This window comes from Streptomyces sp. NBC_01012, assembly GCF_045162755.1.
Taxonomy (GTDB): domain Bacteria; phylum Actinomycetota; class Actinomycetes; order Streptomycetales; family Streptomycetaceae; genus Streptomyces.
On sequence record NZ_CP108688.1, the window covers coordinates 606,173 to 622,099 of the forward strand.

Consider the following 15,927-nt stretch of genomic DNA (forward strand, 5'->3'; position numbering starts at 1 on the left):
TGCCGTTCCGCTGCCATCGGCGGAACAGGTCGTAGACCCGGCCCCACGGCCCGTACTCGACGGGTACGTCCCACCACGGAACACCGGTCCGGACCCGGAGCCGTATGCCGTCGATCAACTGCCGCCGAGGCCAGACACGCGGCGCCCCGCCTTCATCCCCTTCGGCAACAACGGCTGCAAAACCGCCCACTGCTCGTCCGTGAGATCTCCCCGACCCATGAACCGTGATCATTCACAGCTCAAGATCCAATTTCGATACACGGCCTAAGGGCTGTCCCGTCAGGACAGGTCCTTCCGCATCAGGGTGCACATCGTTTCGTGGCGGCGCAACGACCCGTCCGGAGCGCGCTCGTCCCACGAATCCGGCTGACGGTCGAACGCGACATAGCCCAGCCGTTCGTAGAGCGCCCGAGCCCGGGGGTTGCTCTCCTCCACACCCAGCTCGGCCCGCCACAGACCCCGGTCCCTGATGCGCTGCTCCGCGGCGCCGACCAGGAACGTCCCGATCCCGCACGACTGCAATGCGGGATGGACCGCAAGCTGCCAGAGAGTGCCGACGCCTTCCTTGACCCGGTAGTCGACCCCGCCTTTCGCCACGGGAATGCCCGTCGGAGGGCAGACCGCGAGGTAGTCGACCTCTCCCAGCCGTACACGCTTCAACTGCTCCGCGACGCCGGCCACGTGGTGTTCGGACCCCGACCACCCGCAGGACGGCAGATCCTCCTGCGCCAGATCGCGCGCGTACAGCTTCAGCTCAACGTTGATCATCTCCACCGCCTCCGGCCGGCCAGCATCCACGCCGGCCGCACGGGACGCAACGCAGTTTCCCCGGAAACGGCTCAGGGCCGGTTTCGGATCTCTCCGAAACCGGCCCTGAGCTGCGACTGTCTCCAGTCGGGACGACAGGATTTGAACCTGCGACCCCTTGACCCCCAGTCAAGTGCGCTACCAAGCTGCGCTACGTCCCGCTGCCCGCCTGACCTGGGGTTTCCCCCTGGCTGAACGCGCATGAGAACAATACCGCACTTGCACCGGTGCTCACGAACCCATTGTCCTGCGCTTGACCTCAACCACACTTGATGTCGAACGCTGAGTGCATGACGAACCACCTGACCGACACGGTTCCCCCGTCCCTCCACGGCTACGACGCGCTCGACCGGCTGATGAGCCTCATGACCGGTGACGAGAAGCACGGCCCGGCCGCGACCTCCACACTCGACGCCCTCTGGGTGCTCTACGACCGGGTCCTGCGGATCTCGCCCGCCACCGTCCACTCCCCCGGCCGCGACCGGTTCCTGCTCTCGAAGGGGCACGGCCCCATGGCGTACTACGCCGTGCTGGCCGCACGCGGCTTCTTCGGCGAGGAGCTGCTCACCGGCTTCGGTTCGTACGAATCGCCGCTCGGGCACCACCCCGACAGGATGCTGGTCCCCGGTACCGAGATCGGCAGCGGTTCCTTGGGGCACGGACTCCCGCTCGCCGTGGGGAGTGTGCTGGGGCTGCGGGCCCAGGGGCTGACGGACCCCCGCGTATGGGTACTGACCGGCGACGCCGAGCTCGACGAGGGCAGCAACCACGAGGCCATCGCCTACGCGGGTCCGGCCGGGCTCGGACAACTGCACACCGTGGTGATCGACAACGCCTCGGCGACGTACGCCAGGCCCGGCGGCATCGCGGCCAGGTTCGAAGCCGCGGGATGGTCCGCCCTGACCGTGGACGGCCGTGACCACGAGGCGCTGCACGCCGCCTTCACCGCGCCGCACCCCGGCCGCCCGCACGCCGTGGTCGCCCGCGTGGCCCCCAAGCGCTGACCGGCCCACCACCGCCCGACACCCGCACCCGAACAGGACAGAGGACGCATCCATGGACACCATGCGCGACCGTTTCATCTCCACCACCACCCGCCTGCTGGACACCGACCCCCGCGTCGCGCTGGTCCTCGCGGAGATCAGCCGCGACGGTTTCGACCGGGCCGAGCAGGCCCACCCCGACCGGGTGGTCAATGTCGGGATCAGGGAGCAGCTGCTCATCGGCGCCGGCGCCGGGATGGCACTGACCGGGCTGCGACCGGTGATGCACACCTTCGCGAGCTTCCTCGTGGAGCGCCCCTTCGAACAGGTGAAGCTGGACCTGGGGCACCAGGGGGTGGGTGGGGTCCTGGTCAGCGCCGGGGGCTCGTACGACTGGCCGGCCGGGGGCTTCACCCATATGTCGCCGGGCGATGTGGCGCTCCTCGACACCCTCGACGGCTGGACCGTGCACGTGCCGGGGCACCCGGACGAGGCCGAGGCCCTGCTGCGGCAAGCCGTCGCAGGCGACGACCGGGTCTATGTGAGGCTCTCGCTCCAGTCGAACGGCGTGGGCCGCCCGGTCACCGGGCGCGGGTTCAGCGTCGAGCGCGAGGGGACGGGCGGGGTGGTCGTCGCCGTCGGGCCGATGCTCGACAACGTCCTCGCGGCGACCGAGGGGCTGGACACGACCGTGCTGTACGCGACGACCGTGCGCCCCTTCGACGCCGTGGGTCTCCGCCGCGCGGCCGGTGCGGGCGGCGCGGCGGACGTCGTGATCGTCGAGCCGTACCTGGCGGGCACGTCGACGGCTGCGGCGGGTGACGCGCTGGCCGACCTGCCGCACCGGGTCCTGGGTCTGGGGGTGGGCCGAGCGGAGCTGCGCAGGTACGGGCAGATGGAGGACCACCTCGTGGCGCACGGCCTGGACGCGCGCTCGCTGCGGCAGCGGATCACCGGCTTCCTGCACCACTGAGACCCACCGCTTCCTCAGCTCCCGGCCAGGAACTCGCCGTACCAGGCGAGGGTGGCGTCCAGCGCGTCGGAGACCGGGGTGGGCGCCAGGCCGTAGGCCTTCTCGATGGCGGAGGAGTCGACGGTCTGGCCTTCGGTGTGCTGGTAGAACATCTCGGCGTACTCGGCCATGAACACCTCGTCGAAAGGCCCGAACGGACGGGGCTCGGCGACGACCGTGAGATTCAGGGGGCGGCCGACGCGCTCCTCGATCATCGCGAAGATCTGCCGCGTGGTGAGCGCGGGAGCCGTCGGCAGGTGCCAGACGCGTCCGTCGCCGTCCGGGTTCTCGCCGAGTGTGGCGAGCCCGGCAGCGACATCACCGATGTACGTGTAGCTGTGCGGCAGATCGATGTCACCGAGGGCCGGGATTTCTCCCCCGGCGAGCGCCGCGGGAAAGACCGCACCGCCCAGCGTGGAGCTGAGCACCCCGGGCCCGACGAAGTCGGCGGAGCGGCCCAGCACGACACGGACACGCCCTTCGGCGTGTGCGGTGAGGTAGCGGGTGTCCAGCTCCGCACGCATCACACCTTTGCGGCTGGTCGCGTTCCACGGGCTGTCCTCGGTCATCACGGCGCCGTGGGTCTCGCCGTACGGGTAGAGCGTGTCGAGGACGACCAGACGGGCGCCGGATTCCTCGACCGCCGCGAGGACCGCCTCCTGGATGCGGGGCATGACCTCGACCTGGAGGTGATAGGCGACGTTGACGCAGTGGTGGACGACAGCCGCCCCCTCCACGGCCGCGCGGGCGCCTTCGGGGGTGGCCACGTCGGCCGCGAAACGGTCGACCCCCTCGATCGCGGGGCCCTGCCCCTTCCGGTCGACGAGCCGGACCCGATGGCCCCGGGTGACGAGTTCGCGGGCGAGGGCGGTGCCGGCCGGTCCGGCGCCGAGGACTGCGTGGAGAGCGGGTGCGGTGGTCATGGTGTGTCCCTTCGAGTCACGGAGGCGAAAGCTATGCACTATCGCGTTCGTTAGATACCGTAACTCCCGCGTCAGCGTCTCGCAATAGCTTGCATTAGACTCCGTAACTAAAGTGAGCATGCCTAGCTCGGGGTGCCGGTCCAGCAGAGGGAGAGTCCGGGATGGTCCAGGGACAGGAAGGCCCGCGTGCCCGGTACCGGGAGCAGACCCGGTCGGAGATCAAGGCCACGGCGCTGCGGCAGCTGGCCGAATCCGGGGTCGGCGCGCTCGCCCTGACCCGCATCGCCAAGGAGATGGGGCTCTCGGGCCCGGCGCTCTACCGGTACTTCGCCAGCCGCGACGATCTGCTGAGCGCGCTGATCAGGGACGCCTACGACGGCGCGGCCTCGGCGGTCGCCGGCGCGGCCGCCGAGGCCGGGGCGGCGGGCCAGGGCCCGCGCGCACGGCTGCACACACTGGGCGAGGCCTATCGGGCCTGGGCGGTGGCTGAGCCCCACCGCTATCTGCTGATCCAGGGCGCGCCCGTACCCGGCTATGTGGCTCCCGCCGACACGCTGGACCGCGCCCGCGCGGTGCTCGGCCCGTTCCTGCCGCTCTTCGCGGACGGTTCACCGGGGGCGGGCCTGGCCACGCTCGTGGCGGAGATGGAGGCGTGGCTCGCGTCCGACGCACCGGTCGGCGCCTGGGTCGCCGGGTACGCGCCCGACACGGCGCTCGACACACGGCGCGCCGCACACGGGCTGGCGGGCGCCGTGCTCGTATGGGCACAGCTGCACGGCTCGGTGGGGCTCGAGGCGGTGGGACAGTTCGCCGGGACGGGCCACCGCGGCGACACCCTGCTCACCACACAACTGGGCCTGCTCGCAGACGCGTTCGCCCTGGACTGAGCGCGCGACGGCCCCCAGGTTCAGGGTCCGGGTGACCTCCGGCGCTCGATCTGCGCGACGCATTCGCGGGCCAGCAGCTTGATGGTGTCCAGCCCTGCCCGGCCCCAGGCACGCGGCACCGTGTCCACCGCGCAGACAGTGCCGAGCGCGACGCCCGTACGATCGATGAGCGGGGCCCCGAGGTAGGAGCGGATCCCCATGCCGTCGACCACGGGGTTGCCCGCGAAGCGCGGGTAGTCGCAGACGTCCTCGAGCACCAGCGCCCTGCGCCGCACCAGCACATGCGGGCAGTACCCGTGGTCCCGGGCCAGATGGCGGCTTCCGCTGCCTCCGGCCGCTGCGACCGCGCCGAGCCCGGTTCCGCCGCTGATACCGACGGGGGTGTGCAGCCCGGCGAAGAACTGCCGGTTCTCGTCGATGAAGTTGACTATCGAGTAGGGCGTCGCGGTCACCTCGGCCACCCGGTCGGCGAGGGCGTCGAAGCTGTCGAACGAGGCGTCGGGGCGCACTCCGAGGCCCAGCCTCCGCAGCTGTGCGCCCCGGCGGGACCCGTCACGGTCCACGGGGGTGAGCAGCGGCCTGTCCGTCCCGTACGGGATCACGGATGGGCTCCGAAACCCGAGAGCGGCGCCGGTGCGGTGGCGTTGATGAGGTGCTGGACGAGCGTGACCAGCGCCCCGGTGCCCGAGCTGGCGATCCTCGCGTCACAGAGGACGACCGGCACCGCGGGCCCGAGATCGAGCGCCGCCCTCACCTCTTCCGGCTCGTAGCGGTAGGCGCCGTCGAACTCGTTGACGGCGACGACGAATCCGATGCCACGGCGCTCGAAGAAGTCGACGGCGGGGAAGCACTCGGCCAGCCGGCGCGTGTCCGCCAGCACGATCGCCCCCAGGGCGCCCTTCGACAACTCGTCCCACATGAACCAGAAGCGCTCCTGGCCCGGGGTGCCGAAGAGGTAGAGCACATGCTCATCGGACAGCGTGATCCGGCCGAAGTCCATGGCCACAGTGGTCGCCGACTTGGATTCGATGCCTTCGAGGCTGTCGGTCGCCGCACTGACCTGCGTCAGGAGCTCCTCCGTACTCAGCGGTGCGATCTCGCTGACGGCCCCCACGAACGTCGTTTTACCGACGCCGAAACCACCCGCGACCAGGATCTTGAGGGCCACGGGGAAGAATTCGGAGCTTCCGGAGCTGTCAGAGCTGTCGTCGTAGACCATCGAGCACTGCCTCCAGCAGGGATCGGTCGGTTGGCATGTCATGGAACGCGGGGGCGTGCGCGGTGACCGCCCCGCAGTCGACCAGGTCGGACAGAAGGACCTTGGTGATGACGGCGGGCAGCCGGAGATGGGCGGCGATCTCCGCCACGGACGTGGGTCCTCCGCAGAGCTCCAGGGCCACGGTGTGTTCCGGGCCGAGATGGCCCTGGGGCTCGCTCCCCGTGGCCATCACCAGGGAGAGCAGGTCGAGCACGGTGGTCGGCCTCGTCCGGCCGTTGCTCACGGTGTACGGGCGGATGAGCCGGCCGGCCGCGTCGTCGAGCAACGGCCCGTCCTGCGGGGCCGGCATCCTCACAGCCCCGGGGTGAACGGCGCTCCGGCCGGCTGCCGGAGCGGCGTCATCAGGTAGGGGCGCACGCTCTTGACCAGCATGGCCATCTCGTAGCCCAGGACGGCGGCGTCCGCCTCGCGGCCCGCGAGGACGGCGAGACAGGTGCCGGAGCCGGCGGTCGAGACGAACAGGAGCGTCGAGTCGAGCTCGACCACGACCTGGCGTACGTCTCCGTTGTCACCGAATCTGGCGCCGGCGCTGCGGCCGAGCGAGTACAGGCCGGCGGCCAGGGCCGCCATGTGGTCGGCGCTGTCGGGGTCCAGGCCATGGACGGATTTCACCAGGCCGTCCGCCGAGAGAAGGACGGCGCTGCGCGTGTAGGGCACGCGTTGGACCAGGCCACTGAGCAGCCAGTCGAGGTCCGAGACCTGACCGGACGGCATATCGCTCGTCATGGTGCATCTACTCCTTGAACATGTTCTCGGTTCGTTGATCCGGTTCGGGCTGCTGCGGTTCCCTGTGCTCCGGTTCCGCCCGCTCCGCGCCGGCTGTCGTACCGGTCGCGGGGGAACGGAACGGCAGCGGCGCCAGGCCGTGGGCCCGCTGCGCCCCGATGGTCGGAGTGGAGCCGGGGGCGGTGACCACGGGCCCGGCATCCGGAGCGCCGTAGGCGTTCACCGCCTCCGGTGCGCTGTAGGCGTCCGCGGTGTCCGGCTCATCGGCGGTCTGTGCCTCGGCGAGGTCGACCCCGCGCCGGAAGGCCGCCATCAGACCGGGGTCGTGCAGGGCGTTCTCGTCCTCGGTGCGCGGGACGGGGGCCTCCCTGAGCTGGGGCACCAGGTGTTCCTGGTTGCTGCGCCTGGGGAGCTGGGGGCGCTCGGGACCGGCGGCTGCGGCCGGGGGCGCTTCGACGATGACGCCGCTGTCCACGGTGGACCGGACGAACGCGACGGCCCCGGCGGCGGGTCCTGGTCCGGCGGAGGGAGCGGGCTCGACGGAGGGCGCGGACCCTGCCGAGGAGACGGTTCCGGCCGAGGGGATGACTCCGGCCGACGGGACGGTTCCTGCCGGGGGGATACTTCCGGCCGACGGGCCCGGCTCGCCCGGTGTGCCGGTCTCGGCCGATCTGACCTCCGGCGGGGGCGCGGCGAGGTTCGGCCGGTCGACCCGCTCGGCACGCAGCGGCGGCGGCACCTCCTGGGGCCGGTCCCCCGGGGGCCGGCCCTCCTGCGGCGGGGCCGAGGGCGATGCGTCATGGGCCCCGGGCGGCATGACCTGCGCCGTACCGGCTTCCGCGGTGGCGTCGATGTCGATGCCCAGGAGGATCTCGGGCAGTACGAGCACCGCCTGCGTGCCTCCGTAGATATTGCTCTGCAGGCGCACGGCGATGCCGTGTCTGCGGGCCAGCGAGGCGACCACGAACAGCCCGATCCGCCCGTCCTGCAGCAGATGGGCGACGTTCACCTGGTCGGGGTCGGCGAGCAGGGTGTTCATGCGCTTCTGCTCGGGTCCCGGCATACCGAGCCCCCGGTCCTCCACCTCGAGAGCGAGCCCGGCGGTGACCCGCTGCGCGCGCAACAGGACCTGGGTGTGCGGGGCGGAGAACACCGTGGCGTTCTCGACGAGTTCGGCGAGGAGGTGGATCACGTCGGCGACGGCGTGGCCGCGCAGGGTGCCGTCGATCGGCGGGACCAGCTTGACCCGTGGGTACTGCTCGACCTCGGCGATCGCCGAGCGCAGCACCTCGGTCACCGTCACGGGGTTGCTCCACTGCCGCCGTGAGACCGCACCGCCGAGCACGGCGAGATTCTCGGCGTGCCTGCGGATCCGGGTGGCCAGATGGTCCACGTGGAAGAGGCCCTTGAGCAGGTCGGGATCCTCGACCTCGTGCTCCAGCTCGTCGAGGATCTGGATCTCGCGGTGCACGAGGGACTGAAGTCGACGGGCCAGGTTGACGAAGACCTCGACCTTCTGCTCGTTGCCGTTGCTGCGGAACAGCTGCGAGGCCTGGACAACGGCCGCCACCGCGTCGTCCTGCGAGCGGCCCATCTCCTGGGCGAGAAGCTCGAAGACGTCCGCGTCGTCGGCGGCGGCAGGCGTGGGCCGGCGGGCGGGCAGCGGGTCGCCGTCGCGGAGCTGTTCCACGACGCCCTGGAGCTCGGCGTGGTGCTGGGCGAGGGTCCGCCGCAGTGCCAGGGCGCGCTCCTGTACCCCGGAGGCGACCCGGCCCGCGCCCATGAAGGCCGCCGCGACGGCTGCCACCGCCAGCGCTCCGGATCCGCCGAGCGCCGCCAGCAGACTGCCGGACGGGCGCACCCCGGAGGCCCTGACGGTGAAGATGACGGCCGCGGCTCCGCTGAGCAGGGCCGCCACGGTCGGCAGGAGGGCGGTGCGCAGCAGCTGTGGTCGCAGCCGACTGTCGGGAGCGGGCTGCGCGGCGCGCGGCCGGCTCGCGGCCGAGTGTGAACGGCCACCCGGACGGCCGTGCCGCCCGCCTTCGCGGCGTTCCGGTCGCGCGGTGGGTGCGCGAAGTTGAGACATCATCGTCCTCGGTACGTGGGGCACCAGGAATCGGCATTCGTGTGGTGACACCTACGGTGGTCGGTCAGGCCCGGGTCAACGGCTGGGCAGGCTCGACCGATAGGAGCCCACCGTTGATCGCCGGACACACACGGTAGTCGTCAATCGCCTGCGACCGGCGTGCAGTTGTCGAAGTTGCCCGCCAGGCGTCCCGCTCTGGTATGACGCGTCGCACGGACAGCCGAATCCACCCGTCCCCCACTCCGCACGGGCGGCCGGACATCGATCTCACATACGAATCGGGCGGGTCGGCCGCCTCACCTCGGACGGGCCGGCTGGAGCCCCGCGTACACGCCGTCCGTGTTCAGCAGCTCCTCGTGCGTGCCCACCTCGGAGATCCTGCCGCCCTCCATCGCCACGATGCGGTCCGCCCCCTGGATCGTGGAGAGACGGTGGGCGACGACGAAGACCGTCCGTCCGTGCACAAGTCTGCCGAGCGCCTCCTGCACGAGCGCCTCGGAACGGTTGTCGAGCGCGGAGGTGGCCTCGTCGAGCACCAGTACCCTCGGATCACGGATCAGCGCCCTGGCGATGGCCAGACGTTGTTTCTGACCGCCCGACAGCTGCGCGCCGCGTTCCCCGATGACCGTGTCGAGACCGCGCGGCAGGCCGTTCACGAACTCCAGCGCGTTGGCGTCCCGCAGAGCGCGCATCAGCGTCTCCTCGTCCGTGTCCCCCATGCCGTAGGTGACGTTCTCGCGGATGCTGCCCTCGAAGAGGATCGACTCCTGGGGCACCACCGAGAGGAAGCGCCGATAGGTCCGCAGATCGAGCCCCGCCATGTCGGTCCCGTCGAGCAGGATGCGGCCCGAGGTGGGCCTGATGAACCCGATGAGCAGGTTGAGCACCGTCGACTTGCCCGCACCCGAGGCCCCGACCAGCGCGATGGTCTCGCCCGGGCGTGCGGACAGAGTGAACGCCTCGACGGCCGGCTCCCCCTCCTCGTAGGCGAACCCGACCTCCTCGAAGTCGATGCGACCGACAACGCTCTCGACCCGCGCCTTGCCCGCGTTGTTCTCCAGGTCGGGTGCCTGTAGCACCTCACCCGCCGAACGCACCGACTCCAAACCCTTGGTGAGGAGGGGAGCCAGGCCCAGCAGGGTCGTCACGGAGCCGGTCAGTACGGTGAAGAAGGAGCTGAGCATCACCACGTCGCCGGCGGTGACGGGCATCCAGCCGTGGTAGGCGACCAGGGCGGAACCCGAAAGGCACAGCACTCCCAGTGTGTTGAGGATGACCCAGGCCAGGGAACCGAAGCGGCCGTTGATCATGTCCAGGCGCAGCCCGGCCGCGAAGACCTGGCGCAGCGACCCGTCGACCCGGCCGAGCGCGGTCCGCTCCAGACCGTGGGCCCGGGTGATGGGAATGAGGGTGGTCATCTCCCCGACGCGGGAGGAGAGATGTTCGACCTCGCGACGGAAGGACTCGTTGTGGGTGCGCAGTCGGCTGCGCAGCTTCATCACGAGGAATCCGGCGGCGGGCACCACGACCAGGAAGAGGGGCAGGAACTCGGGTACCCGCACTCCGATGACGACGAGCCCGCCCACCAGCGTGACGACGGCGCCGAGGCCCATGTCCGAGCTCTGCTGGACCATTTGCTCCACGGTCTCGACATCGCGGACCACCTTGGCCTGGAGAACGCTCGAACTGACCCGCGCGTGATAGCCGATGGAGAGCTGCTGCATACGGCGGCAGAGTGCCGAGCGCAGGGTCGTGCCGGTTCGCCGGATGCTGCCGCCGAGCAACCGGACGTACCACTGGTGGAGCGGGTAGTTGATCACGAGGATGAACAGCAGGACACCGGTGGCCTTCCATATCCCCGATTCGGGACCGTGCTGGACGACCACGTCGAGGACGGTGGCGGTGATCAGTGGCAGCAGCCAGATCGGGCTGTGCTTCACGACGAAGACGGCGACCGCGACGGCCAGCCGGCCGCGGTCGGGGCGGAACAGATGCGCGAGGGTGCGGAGCGGGTTCTCGCCCCGGTAGCGGTGATCGAGGTGGTCGAAGGGCGCCAGGGGTTCGGCGGAGGACTGAGAAAGCGCTTTCTCCATGGGAGTATCCCACCCCGCTCACACCCCCGCCGACAACCCGGTCTCACGGGAGGAGACCGGGAATCACCCCCGCCCCGGCACCGGGACGCACACCCCGGACGGAGCACAGGGACGCGCGCCCCGGACCGCACACAGAGGCGCACCCCGGACGGCCTCACGGTCCGCCCGTGACGACCACGATCGAGTGACGTTTTCCGCCCCGGTACCGCGGATCGGCCAGTACCCACGGGCACAGCGACCGACCCCCGGTCACACCAGGCTGACGGATGGGCGAGGCGGCCCGCCGGACGGTGGCAGACTCGGAGCACATCGAAGCCCCGTTGGGCGAAGGAGACTTGGGAAGGTCACCTGCACAACGGGGCTTCGTTGCGTACACCGCACGCATACCCGGACACCGTGGTGGTCACGGGTGCGGACGCGGCCCTCGCCTCCCCGGGCGGGCGGGACGTCAACGGCGCGATAACCCGACTGCCATGGAGGATGCATCCTGATATGCGCACTTTCGTGAGCCGTCCTAGCCTACTGACATTGCTGGGTAGTCGAGGGCCGGTTCAGCCGGCGGAGAGTGAGCTCCCATGGCTGGGCGAATCGCCAAGCACGGGCTGATCGGCGAGCTGTCGGCAGAGTTCGTGGGCACGATGATCCTCATCCTCTTCGGATGCGGTGTCGTGGCGCAGGTGAACGCGGGCGGGGCCCTGACCGACCCGGCGGGTGGACTCGGGGACCACGACAGCATCGCCTGGGCGTGGGGGCTGGGCGTCACCCTGGGCGTCTACGTGGCGGCGCGGCTGAGCGGCGCCCATCTCAACCCCGCGGTGACCCTCGGGCTCGCCGCGTTCAAGGGCTTCCCCTGGCGGAAGGTCGCTCCGTACGCGGTGGCCCAGACGGCCGGGGCGTTCGTCGCCGCCCTGCTGGTCCGCTGGAACTACAGCGAGGCGCTGGCGAAGGCCGACCCCGGGCACACGTTCAAGACACAGACGGTGTTCTCCACCCTCCCGGCCAACGGCAACACGGCACTGCCGGTGCACGAGTGGGGCGCGTTCCGCGACCAGGTGATCGGCACCGCCATCCTGCTGCTGCTGATCCTGGCCATCACCGACATGCTCAACACGCCGCCGGGCGCGAACCTGGGCGCGTTCATCATCGGGCTGGTCGTGGTCGCTATCGGTATGGCGTGGGGGACCAACGCGGGCTACGCGATCAACCCGGCCCGTGACTTCGGCCCCCGGCTGGCGAGCTTCATCACCGGGTACAACGGGGCCTGGCGCGATCAGTACGGAAATCTGTACTTCTGGGTGCCCATCCTCGGCCCACTGGTCGGCGGTGTGCTGGGCGCGGGACTGTACAAGGGAATGATCAGCCGGTTCCTGCCCGACGCGGAACCCGAGCCGCCGGGCCGCGTCCCGGCCTCCCAGGAATGACGACACCGACCGGAGAGGTGGCACATCATGGCAGACTTCATCGGCGCGGTGGATCAAGGAACCACCAGCACCCGATTCATGGTCTTCGACCACGGCGGCAACGAGGTCGCCAAGCACCAACTGGAGCACGCCCAGGTCCTCCCCCGCTCAGGCTGGGTGGAGCACGACCCTGTGGAGATCTGGGAGCGCACCAACTCGGTGATGCAGAACGCCCTTCGCTTCGGCGGTCTGACGGCGGACGACCTGGCGGCCATCGGTATCACCAACCAGCGTGAGACCACGGTGGTCTGGGATCCGCGCAACGGACGGCCGTACTACAACGCCATCGTGTGGCAGGACACCAGGACCGACGCGATCGCGGCGAACCTCGAACGTACGGGGCAGGGCGACATCATCCGGCGCAAGGCCGGGCTGCCGCCCGCGACCTACTTCTCCGGGGGCAAGATCCAGTGGATCCTGGAGAACGTCGACGGGGTACGGGAAGCGGCGGAGGCCGGCCACGCCATCTTCGGCAACACGGACGCCTGGGTGCTGTGGAACCTGACCGGTGGTCCCGACGGCGGCATCCACGCCACCGACGTGACCAACGCCAGCCGCACCATGCTGATGGATCTGGAGACCCTCGACTGGGACGAGGAGCTCCTCGGGATCTTCGGCATCCCCCGGGCCATGCTCCCCACCATCAATCCCTCGTCGCACCCCGAAGCCTTCGGCTCGACACGCACCTCCCGGCCGCTGCGCGGCGCCGTGCCCATCACCGGGGTACTCGGCGACCAGCACGCGGCCACCGTCGGCCAGGTCTGTTTCGCGCCCGGAGAGGCGAAGAACACCTACGGCACCGGCAACTTCCTGGTGCTGAACACCGGCACCGAGCTGGTCCGCTCCCAGCACGGCCTCCTCACCACCGTGGCCTACCAGTTCGGCGACAGCCCCGCGGTGTACGCGCTGGAGGGCTCCATCGCCGTGACCGGGTCCGCGGTGCAGTGGCTGCGTGACCAGATGAAGATCATCAAGTCCGCACCGGAGAGCGAGGAGCTCGCCCGTACGGTCGAGGACAACGGCGGCATGTACTTCGTCCCCGCGTTCTCGGGCCTGTTCGCCCCGTACTGGCGCTCCGACGCCCGCGGAGCCATCGTCGGCCTGGCCAGGTACAACGACAACGCCCATCTGGCGCGGGCGACGCTGGAGTCCATCTGCTACCAGAGCCGCGATGTCGTCGAGGCCATGGAGCAGGACTCGGGTGTGCACCTGGACGTGCTCAAGGTCGACGGCGGCGTCACCGCCAACGACCTCTGCATGCAGATCCAGGCGGACGTCATCGGCGTTCCGGTCAGCCGCCCCGTGGTCGCCGAGACGACGGCTCTCGGCGCCGCCTACGCGGCGGGGCTGGCGGTCGGGTTCTGGCGGGACACCGACGAACTGCGCACCCACTGGCAGGAATCCAAGCGGTGGTCGCCCGAGTGGACCGAGGAGCAGCGCGCGGAGGGCTACGCGGGCTGGAAGCGGGCCGTGGAACGCACGCTCGACTGGGTGCAGGTCCCCTGACCGCCGTGTCAGGACAACGTCCTCGCCTCTCATGTGTGCCCCGGCTCCGGCCGGCCGTGCGCGACGAGGGGTTGCCGAACAGATCTCTGGAGGTTCGATGACCAAGGTGTTCGAGCCACGTGATGTGGCCCCACGCCTCGCTACCGGCGCGTTCATCCTGAATTCCGGCCTGACCAAGCTGAAGGCGGACGAAGGCACCGCGCAGGGACTGCACGGAATGGCCTGTACGGCGTATCCGTTCCTGGAGAAGCTCGAACCCGGGCGCTTCACCCGGTTGCTCGCCTGTACGGAGATCGCCGTCGGAGGGGCGCTCCTCGCCCCGTTCGTACCGACCCGGCTGGCCGGGCTGGCGCTGACCGGCTTCTCCGGGGCGCTCGTCGGCCTGTATCTACGGGTCCCGGGCATGCGGGAGGAGGGCGGCCTGCGCCCCACGCAGGACGGTGTGCCGCTGGCCAAGGACACCTGGATGCTCGGCATCGGGCTCGGCTTCCTGAGCGCGGGGCCGCCCCGCACGGGCATGGCGGTGTCCCGGTGCTCCCACCGCCGCCGACGCAGGTGCCGGCGCTGATCTCTCGGCTTCGACCGGCCCCACACACGATGGCCCACACGGTGGCCCACTCCGCACGGCTCAGGCCGTGACGACGGAGTGGGCCACCGGCCGTCTCCGTCACGACGTCCGGAGGGATGTGTGGCACGGTGGGAGAGAAGTCGAGTCCTCGAAAGGTCGCGCGGATCGAGGTCGAGCGAACCGAGGTCAAGCGGATCGAGGTCAAGCGGATCGAGGTCGCGCAGATGGTCCGCCGGGACGAGAGCCGCCCGGTGTCGACCCCTTGAAGCGAAGTGTCCGGCCATTGGCCGGCCGATCGGCTGAGCTGGTGGGACGGCGGGAACCTCGCGTCGCTGCCGACTCGGTGGAGAGGAGCGCATGGTGAAGGCCGTCGTCTACAAGGAACCGTACGAAGTCGCCGTCGAAGAGGTCGACGACCCCCGCATCCTGGACCCCAACGACGCCCTGGTCCGGGTCACGTCGACCGCTATCTGCGGCTCCGACCTGCACATGTACGAGGGTCGGACCGCGGCGGAGGCCGGGATCGTCTTCGGGCACGAGAACATGGGGATCGTCGAGGAGGTCGGACCGGGCGTTGCCGGTGTCAAGCCGGGTGACCGGGTGAGCATGCCGTTCAATGTCGCCTGCGGCTTCTGCAGGAACTGTCTGGCCGGCCGCACCGCCTTCTGTCTGACCGTCAACCCCGGCTTCGCCGGGGGCGCCTACGGCTATGTGTCGATGGGCCCGTACACCGGCGGGCAGGCGGAGTACCTGCGTGTGCCGTTCGCCGACTTCAACTGCCTGCGACTGCCGCCCGGCACCGAGCACGAGGACGACTTCGCGATGCTCGCCGACATCTTCCCCACCGGGTACCACGCCACGGAGCTGGCGCAGGTCAGCCCGGGCGAGACGGTGGTGGTCTCCGGCGCCGGTCCCGTCGGGCTGATGGCCGCCTACTCCGCGGTTCTGCGAGGGGCGTCGAAGGTGTTCAGCGTCGACAAGGTGCCGAGCCGCCTGGCACTGGCCGAGCAGATCGGCGCGGTGCCCGTCGACTACAGCAAGGTCGACGCGGCCGAGCAGATCATCGAGCTGACCGACGGGGCCGGTGCCGACAAGGGCATCGACGCCGTCGGATACCAGGCCACCGTGCAGGAGGGCGAGGAACAGCCGGCGGTCGTGCTCAACACCCTCGTCCAGAGCGTCCGGGCCACCGGGATGCTCGGGGTGGTCGGCCTCTACGTGCCCTCCGATCCCGGCGCGCCGAACGAGGACGCCGCGCACGGCCGACTGCTGTTCAACGTCGGCAAGTTCTGGGAGAAGGGGCTGCGGATGGCGACCGGCCAGGCGAACGTCAAGGCCTACAACCAGCAGCTGCGCGACCTCATCGTCGCCGGCCGCGCCGAGCCGAGCTTCGTCGTCTCCAAGCGGCTGCCGCTGGAGGATGCCCAGGACGCCTACCAGCGGTTCGACAAGCGCGAGGACGGGTACTCGAAGGTCGTGCTCAAGCCCGGCCTGAAGGCCGCCTGATCCCGACCCCCGATGCGCCGAGCCGGTGCACGGCCGACGTCCCGCGATGCAGGCCGTGCACACCGGCCCTCGGCCGGGGCCGGGGACGGCC

The 15,927-nt window shown here is 70.4% G+C and carries 16 protein-coding genes, 1 tRNA gene and 1 pseudogene; 8 read left to right on the top strand and 10 right to left on the bottom strand.

Going from position 1 to position 15,927, the window contains the following annotated elements; genetic code table 11:
- Positions 1 to 46 precede the first annotated feature (46 nt).
- From OG623_RS02645 to OG623_RS02655, 3 genes and pseudogenes are all read right to left on the bottom strand, one after another.
- Positions 47 to 232 (bottom strand): annotated as a pseudogene (locus OG623_RS02645) (transposase); the annotation flags it as partial.
- 47 nt (positions 233 to 279) lie between these two features.
- Positions 280 to 768: a GNAT family N-acetyltransferase gene (locus OG623_RS02650; RefSeq protein WP_406143916.1), complete on the bottom strand. Its 489-nt coding sequence runs from the start codon at positions 766 to 768 to the stop codon at positions 280 to 282.
- Positions 769 to 894: 126 nt separating this feature from the next.
- Positions 895 to 968: transfer RNA gene (locus OG623_RS02655), tRNA-Pro, on the bottom strand.
- 129 nt (positions 969 to 1,097) lie between these two features.
- On the opposite strand from OG623_RS02655, the gene OG623_RS02660 reads away from it, so the two are divergent.
- Positions 1,098 to 1,811 carry a transketolase gene (locus OG623_RS02660; protein WP_406143918.1) on the top strand — a complete coding sequence of 238 codons (714 nt, stop codon included), beginning with the start codon at positions 1,098 to 1,100 and terminating at the stop codon, positions 1,809 to 1,811.
- Positions 1,812 to 1,863: 52 nt separating this feature from the next.
- Positions 1,864 to 2,763 (top strand): transketolase family protein, encoded by a 900-nt coding sequence (locus tag OG623_RS02665; RefSeq protein WP_406143919.1) that lies wholly within the window; start codon positions 1,864 to 1,866, stop codon positions 2,761 to 2,763.
- A 14-nt stretch (positions 2,764 to 2,777) separates the two neighbouring features.
- Here the strand turns inward: OG623_RS02665 and OG623_RS02670 are convergent, their stop codons facing one another.
- Positions 2,778 to 3,725, bottom strand: coding sequence for an NAD-dependent epimerase/dehydratase family protein (locus tag OG623_RS02670; protein WP_406143921.1), 948 nt, complete (start codon positions 3,723 to 3,725; stop codon positions 2,778 to 2,780).
- A gap of 161 nt (positions 3,726 to 3,886) precedes the next feature.
- Between OG623_RS02670 and OG623_RS02675 the strand changes: the two genes are divergently transcribed.
- Positions 3,887 to 4,612 carry a TetR/AcrR family transcriptional regulator gene (locus OG623_RS02675; protein ID WP_406143922.1) on the top strand — a complete coding sequence of 242 codons (726 nt, stop codon included), beginning with the start codon at positions 3,887 to 3,889 and terminating at the stop codon, positions 4,610 to 4,612.
- Positions 4,613 to 4,632: 20 nt separating this feature from the next.
- Here the strand turns inward: OG623_RS02675 and OG623_RS02680 are convergent, their stop codons facing one another.
- The 6 genes from OG623_RS02680 to OG623_RS02705 form a co-directional block, all read right to left on the bottom strand.
- Positions 4,633 to 5,214: a GAF domain-containing protein gene (locus OG623_RS02680; RefSeq protein ID WP_406143924.1), complete on the bottom strand. Its 582-nt coding sequence runs from the start codon at positions 5,212 to 5,214 to the stop codon at positions 4,633 to 4,635.
- Positions 5,211 to 5,831 (bottom strand): ATP/GTP-binding protein, encoded by a 621-nt coding sequence (locus OG623_RS02685; protein ID WP_362895477.1) that lies wholly within the window; start codon positions 5,829 to 5,831, stop codon positions 5,211 to 5,213. The genes OG623_RS02680 and OG623_RS02685 overlap by 4 nt, the downstream gene beginning before the upstream one ends.
- Positions 5,809 to 6,180 (bottom strand): DUF742 domain-containing protein, encoded by a 372-nt coding sequence (locus OG623_RS02690; protein ID WP_406143926.1) that lies wholly within the window; start codon positions 6,178 to 6,180, stop codon positions 5,809 to 5,811. Before OG623_RS02690 ends, OG623_RS02685 begins: the two co-directional genes overlap by 23 nt.
- 2 nt (positions 6,181 to 6,182) lie before the next feature.
- The gene (locus OG623_RS02695) at positions 6,183 to 6,617 is read right to left on the bottom strand and encodes a roadblock/LC7 domain-containing protein (protein ID WP_406143927.1); all 435 of its coding nucleotides are present in this window, start codon (positions 6,615 to 6,617) and stop codon (positions 6,183 to 6,185) included.
- Positions 6,618 to 6,624: 7 nt separating this feature from the next.
- Positions 6,625 to 8,703, bottom strand: a complete 2,079-nt coding sequence (locus OG623_RS02700; protein WP_406143928.1) for an ATP-binding protein — start codon at positions 8,701 to 8,703, stop codon at positions 6,625 to 6,627.
- Between the two features lie 296 nt (positions 8,704 to 8,999).
- Positions 9,000 to 10,796 carry an ABC transporter ATP-binding protein gene (locus tag OG623_RS02705; RefSeq protein ID WP_406143929.1) on the bottom strand — a complete coding sequence of 599 codons (1,797 nt, stop codon included), beginning with the start codon at positions 10,794 to 10,796 and terminating at the stop codon, positions 9,000 to 9,002.
- Positions 10,797 to 11,371: 575 nt separating this feature from the next.
- On the opposite strand from OG623_RS02705, the gene OG623_RS02710 reads away from it, so the two are divergent.
- From OG623_RS02710 to OG623_RS02730, 5 genes are all read left to right on the top strand, one after another.
- Entirely contained in the window at positions 11,372 to 12,217 is an 846-nt protein-coding gene (locus OG623_RS02710; RefSeq protein WP_406143930.1) for an MIP/aquaporin family protein, read from the top strand.
- Between the two features lie 27 nt (positions 12,218 to 12,244).
- A complete protein-coding gene (glpK, locus tag OG623_RS02715) occupies positions 12,245 to 13,762 on the top strand; it encodes a glycerol kinase GlpK (protein ID WP_406143932.1) in 1,518 nt (505 codons plus the stop codon).
- A 97-nt stretch (positions 13,763 to 13,859) separates the two neighbouring features.
- Positions 13,860 to 14,330 carry a hypothetical protein gene (locus OG623_RS02720; RefSeq protein ID WP_406143933.1) on the top strand — a complete coding sequence of 157 codons (471 nt, stop codon included), beginning with the start codon at positions 13,860 to 13,862 and terminating at the stop codon, positions 14,328 to 14,330.
- 128 nt (positions 14,331 to 14,458) lie between these two features.
- A complete protein-coding gene (locus OG623_RS02725; protein WP_406143935.1) occupies positions 14,459 to 14,596 on the top strand; it encodes a hypothetical protein in 138 nt (45 codons plus the stop codon).
- A gap of 94 nt (positions 14,597 to 14,690) precedes the next feature.
- Entirely contained in the window at positions 14,691 to 15,836 is a 1,146-nt protein-coding gene (locus OG623_RS02730) for a glutathione-independent formaldehyde dehydrogenase (protein WP_406151644.1), read from the top strand.
- Positions 15,837 to 15,927: the final 91 nt, after the last annotated feature.

Excerpts from the sequence above, each read along its gene's own strand:
- OG623_RS02685 (WP_362895477.1), bottom strand. The coding sequence starts at position 5,831 with ATGGTCTACGACGACAGCTCTGACAGCTCCGGAAGCTCCGAATTCTTC.
- OG623_RS02705 (WP_406143929.1), bottom strand. The coding sequence starts at position 10,796 with ATGGAGAAAGCGCTTTCTCAGTCCTCCGCCGAACCCCTGGCGCCCTTC.
- glpK (WP_406143932.1), top strand. The coding sequence starts at position 12,245 with ATGGCAGACTTCATCGGCGCGGTGGATCAAGGAACCACCAGCACCCGA.
- OG623_RS02660 (WP_406143918.1), top strand. The coding sequence starts at position 1,098 with ATGACGAACCACCTGACCGACACGGTTCCCCCGTCCCTCCACGGCTAC.
- OG623_RS02695 (WP_406143927.1), bottom strand. The coding sequence starts at position 6,617 with ATGACGAGCGATATGCCGTCCGGTCAGGTCTCGGACCTCGACTGGCTG.
- OG623_RS02670 (WP_406143921.1), bottom strand. The coding sequence starts at position 3,725 with ATGACCACCGCACCCGCTCTCCACGCAGTCCTCGGCGCCGGACCGGCC.
- OG623_RS02650 (WP_406143916.1), bottom strand. The coding sequence starts at position 768 with ATGATCAACGTTGAGCTGAAGCTGTACGCGCGCGATCTGGCGCAGGAG.
- OG623_RS02720 (WP_406143933.1), top strand. The coding sequence starts at position 13,860 with ATGACCAAGGTGTTCGAGCCACGTGATGTGGCCCCACGCCTCGCTACC.
- OG623_RS02675 (WP_406143922.1), top strand. The coding sequence starts at position 3,887 with ATGGTCCAGGGACAGGAAGGCCCGCGTGCCCGGTACCGGGAGCAGACC.
- OG623_RS02665 (WP_406143919.1), top strand. The coding sequence starts at position 1,864 with ATGGACACCATGCGCGACCGTTTCATCTCCACCACCACCCGCCTGCTG.
- OG623_RS02710 (WP_406143930.1), top strand. The coding sequence starts at position 11,372 with ATGGCTGGGCGAATCGCCAAGCACGGGCTGATCGGCGAGCTGTCGGCA.
- OG623_RS02690 (WP_406143926.1), bottom strand. The coding sequence starts at position 6,180 with ATGCCGGCCCCGCAGGACGGGCCGTTGCTCGACGACGCGGCCGGCCGG.
- OG623_RS02700 (WP_406143928.1), bottom strand. The coding sequence starts at position 8,703 with ATGTCTCAACTTCGCGCACCCACCGCGCGACCGGAACGCCGCGAAGGC.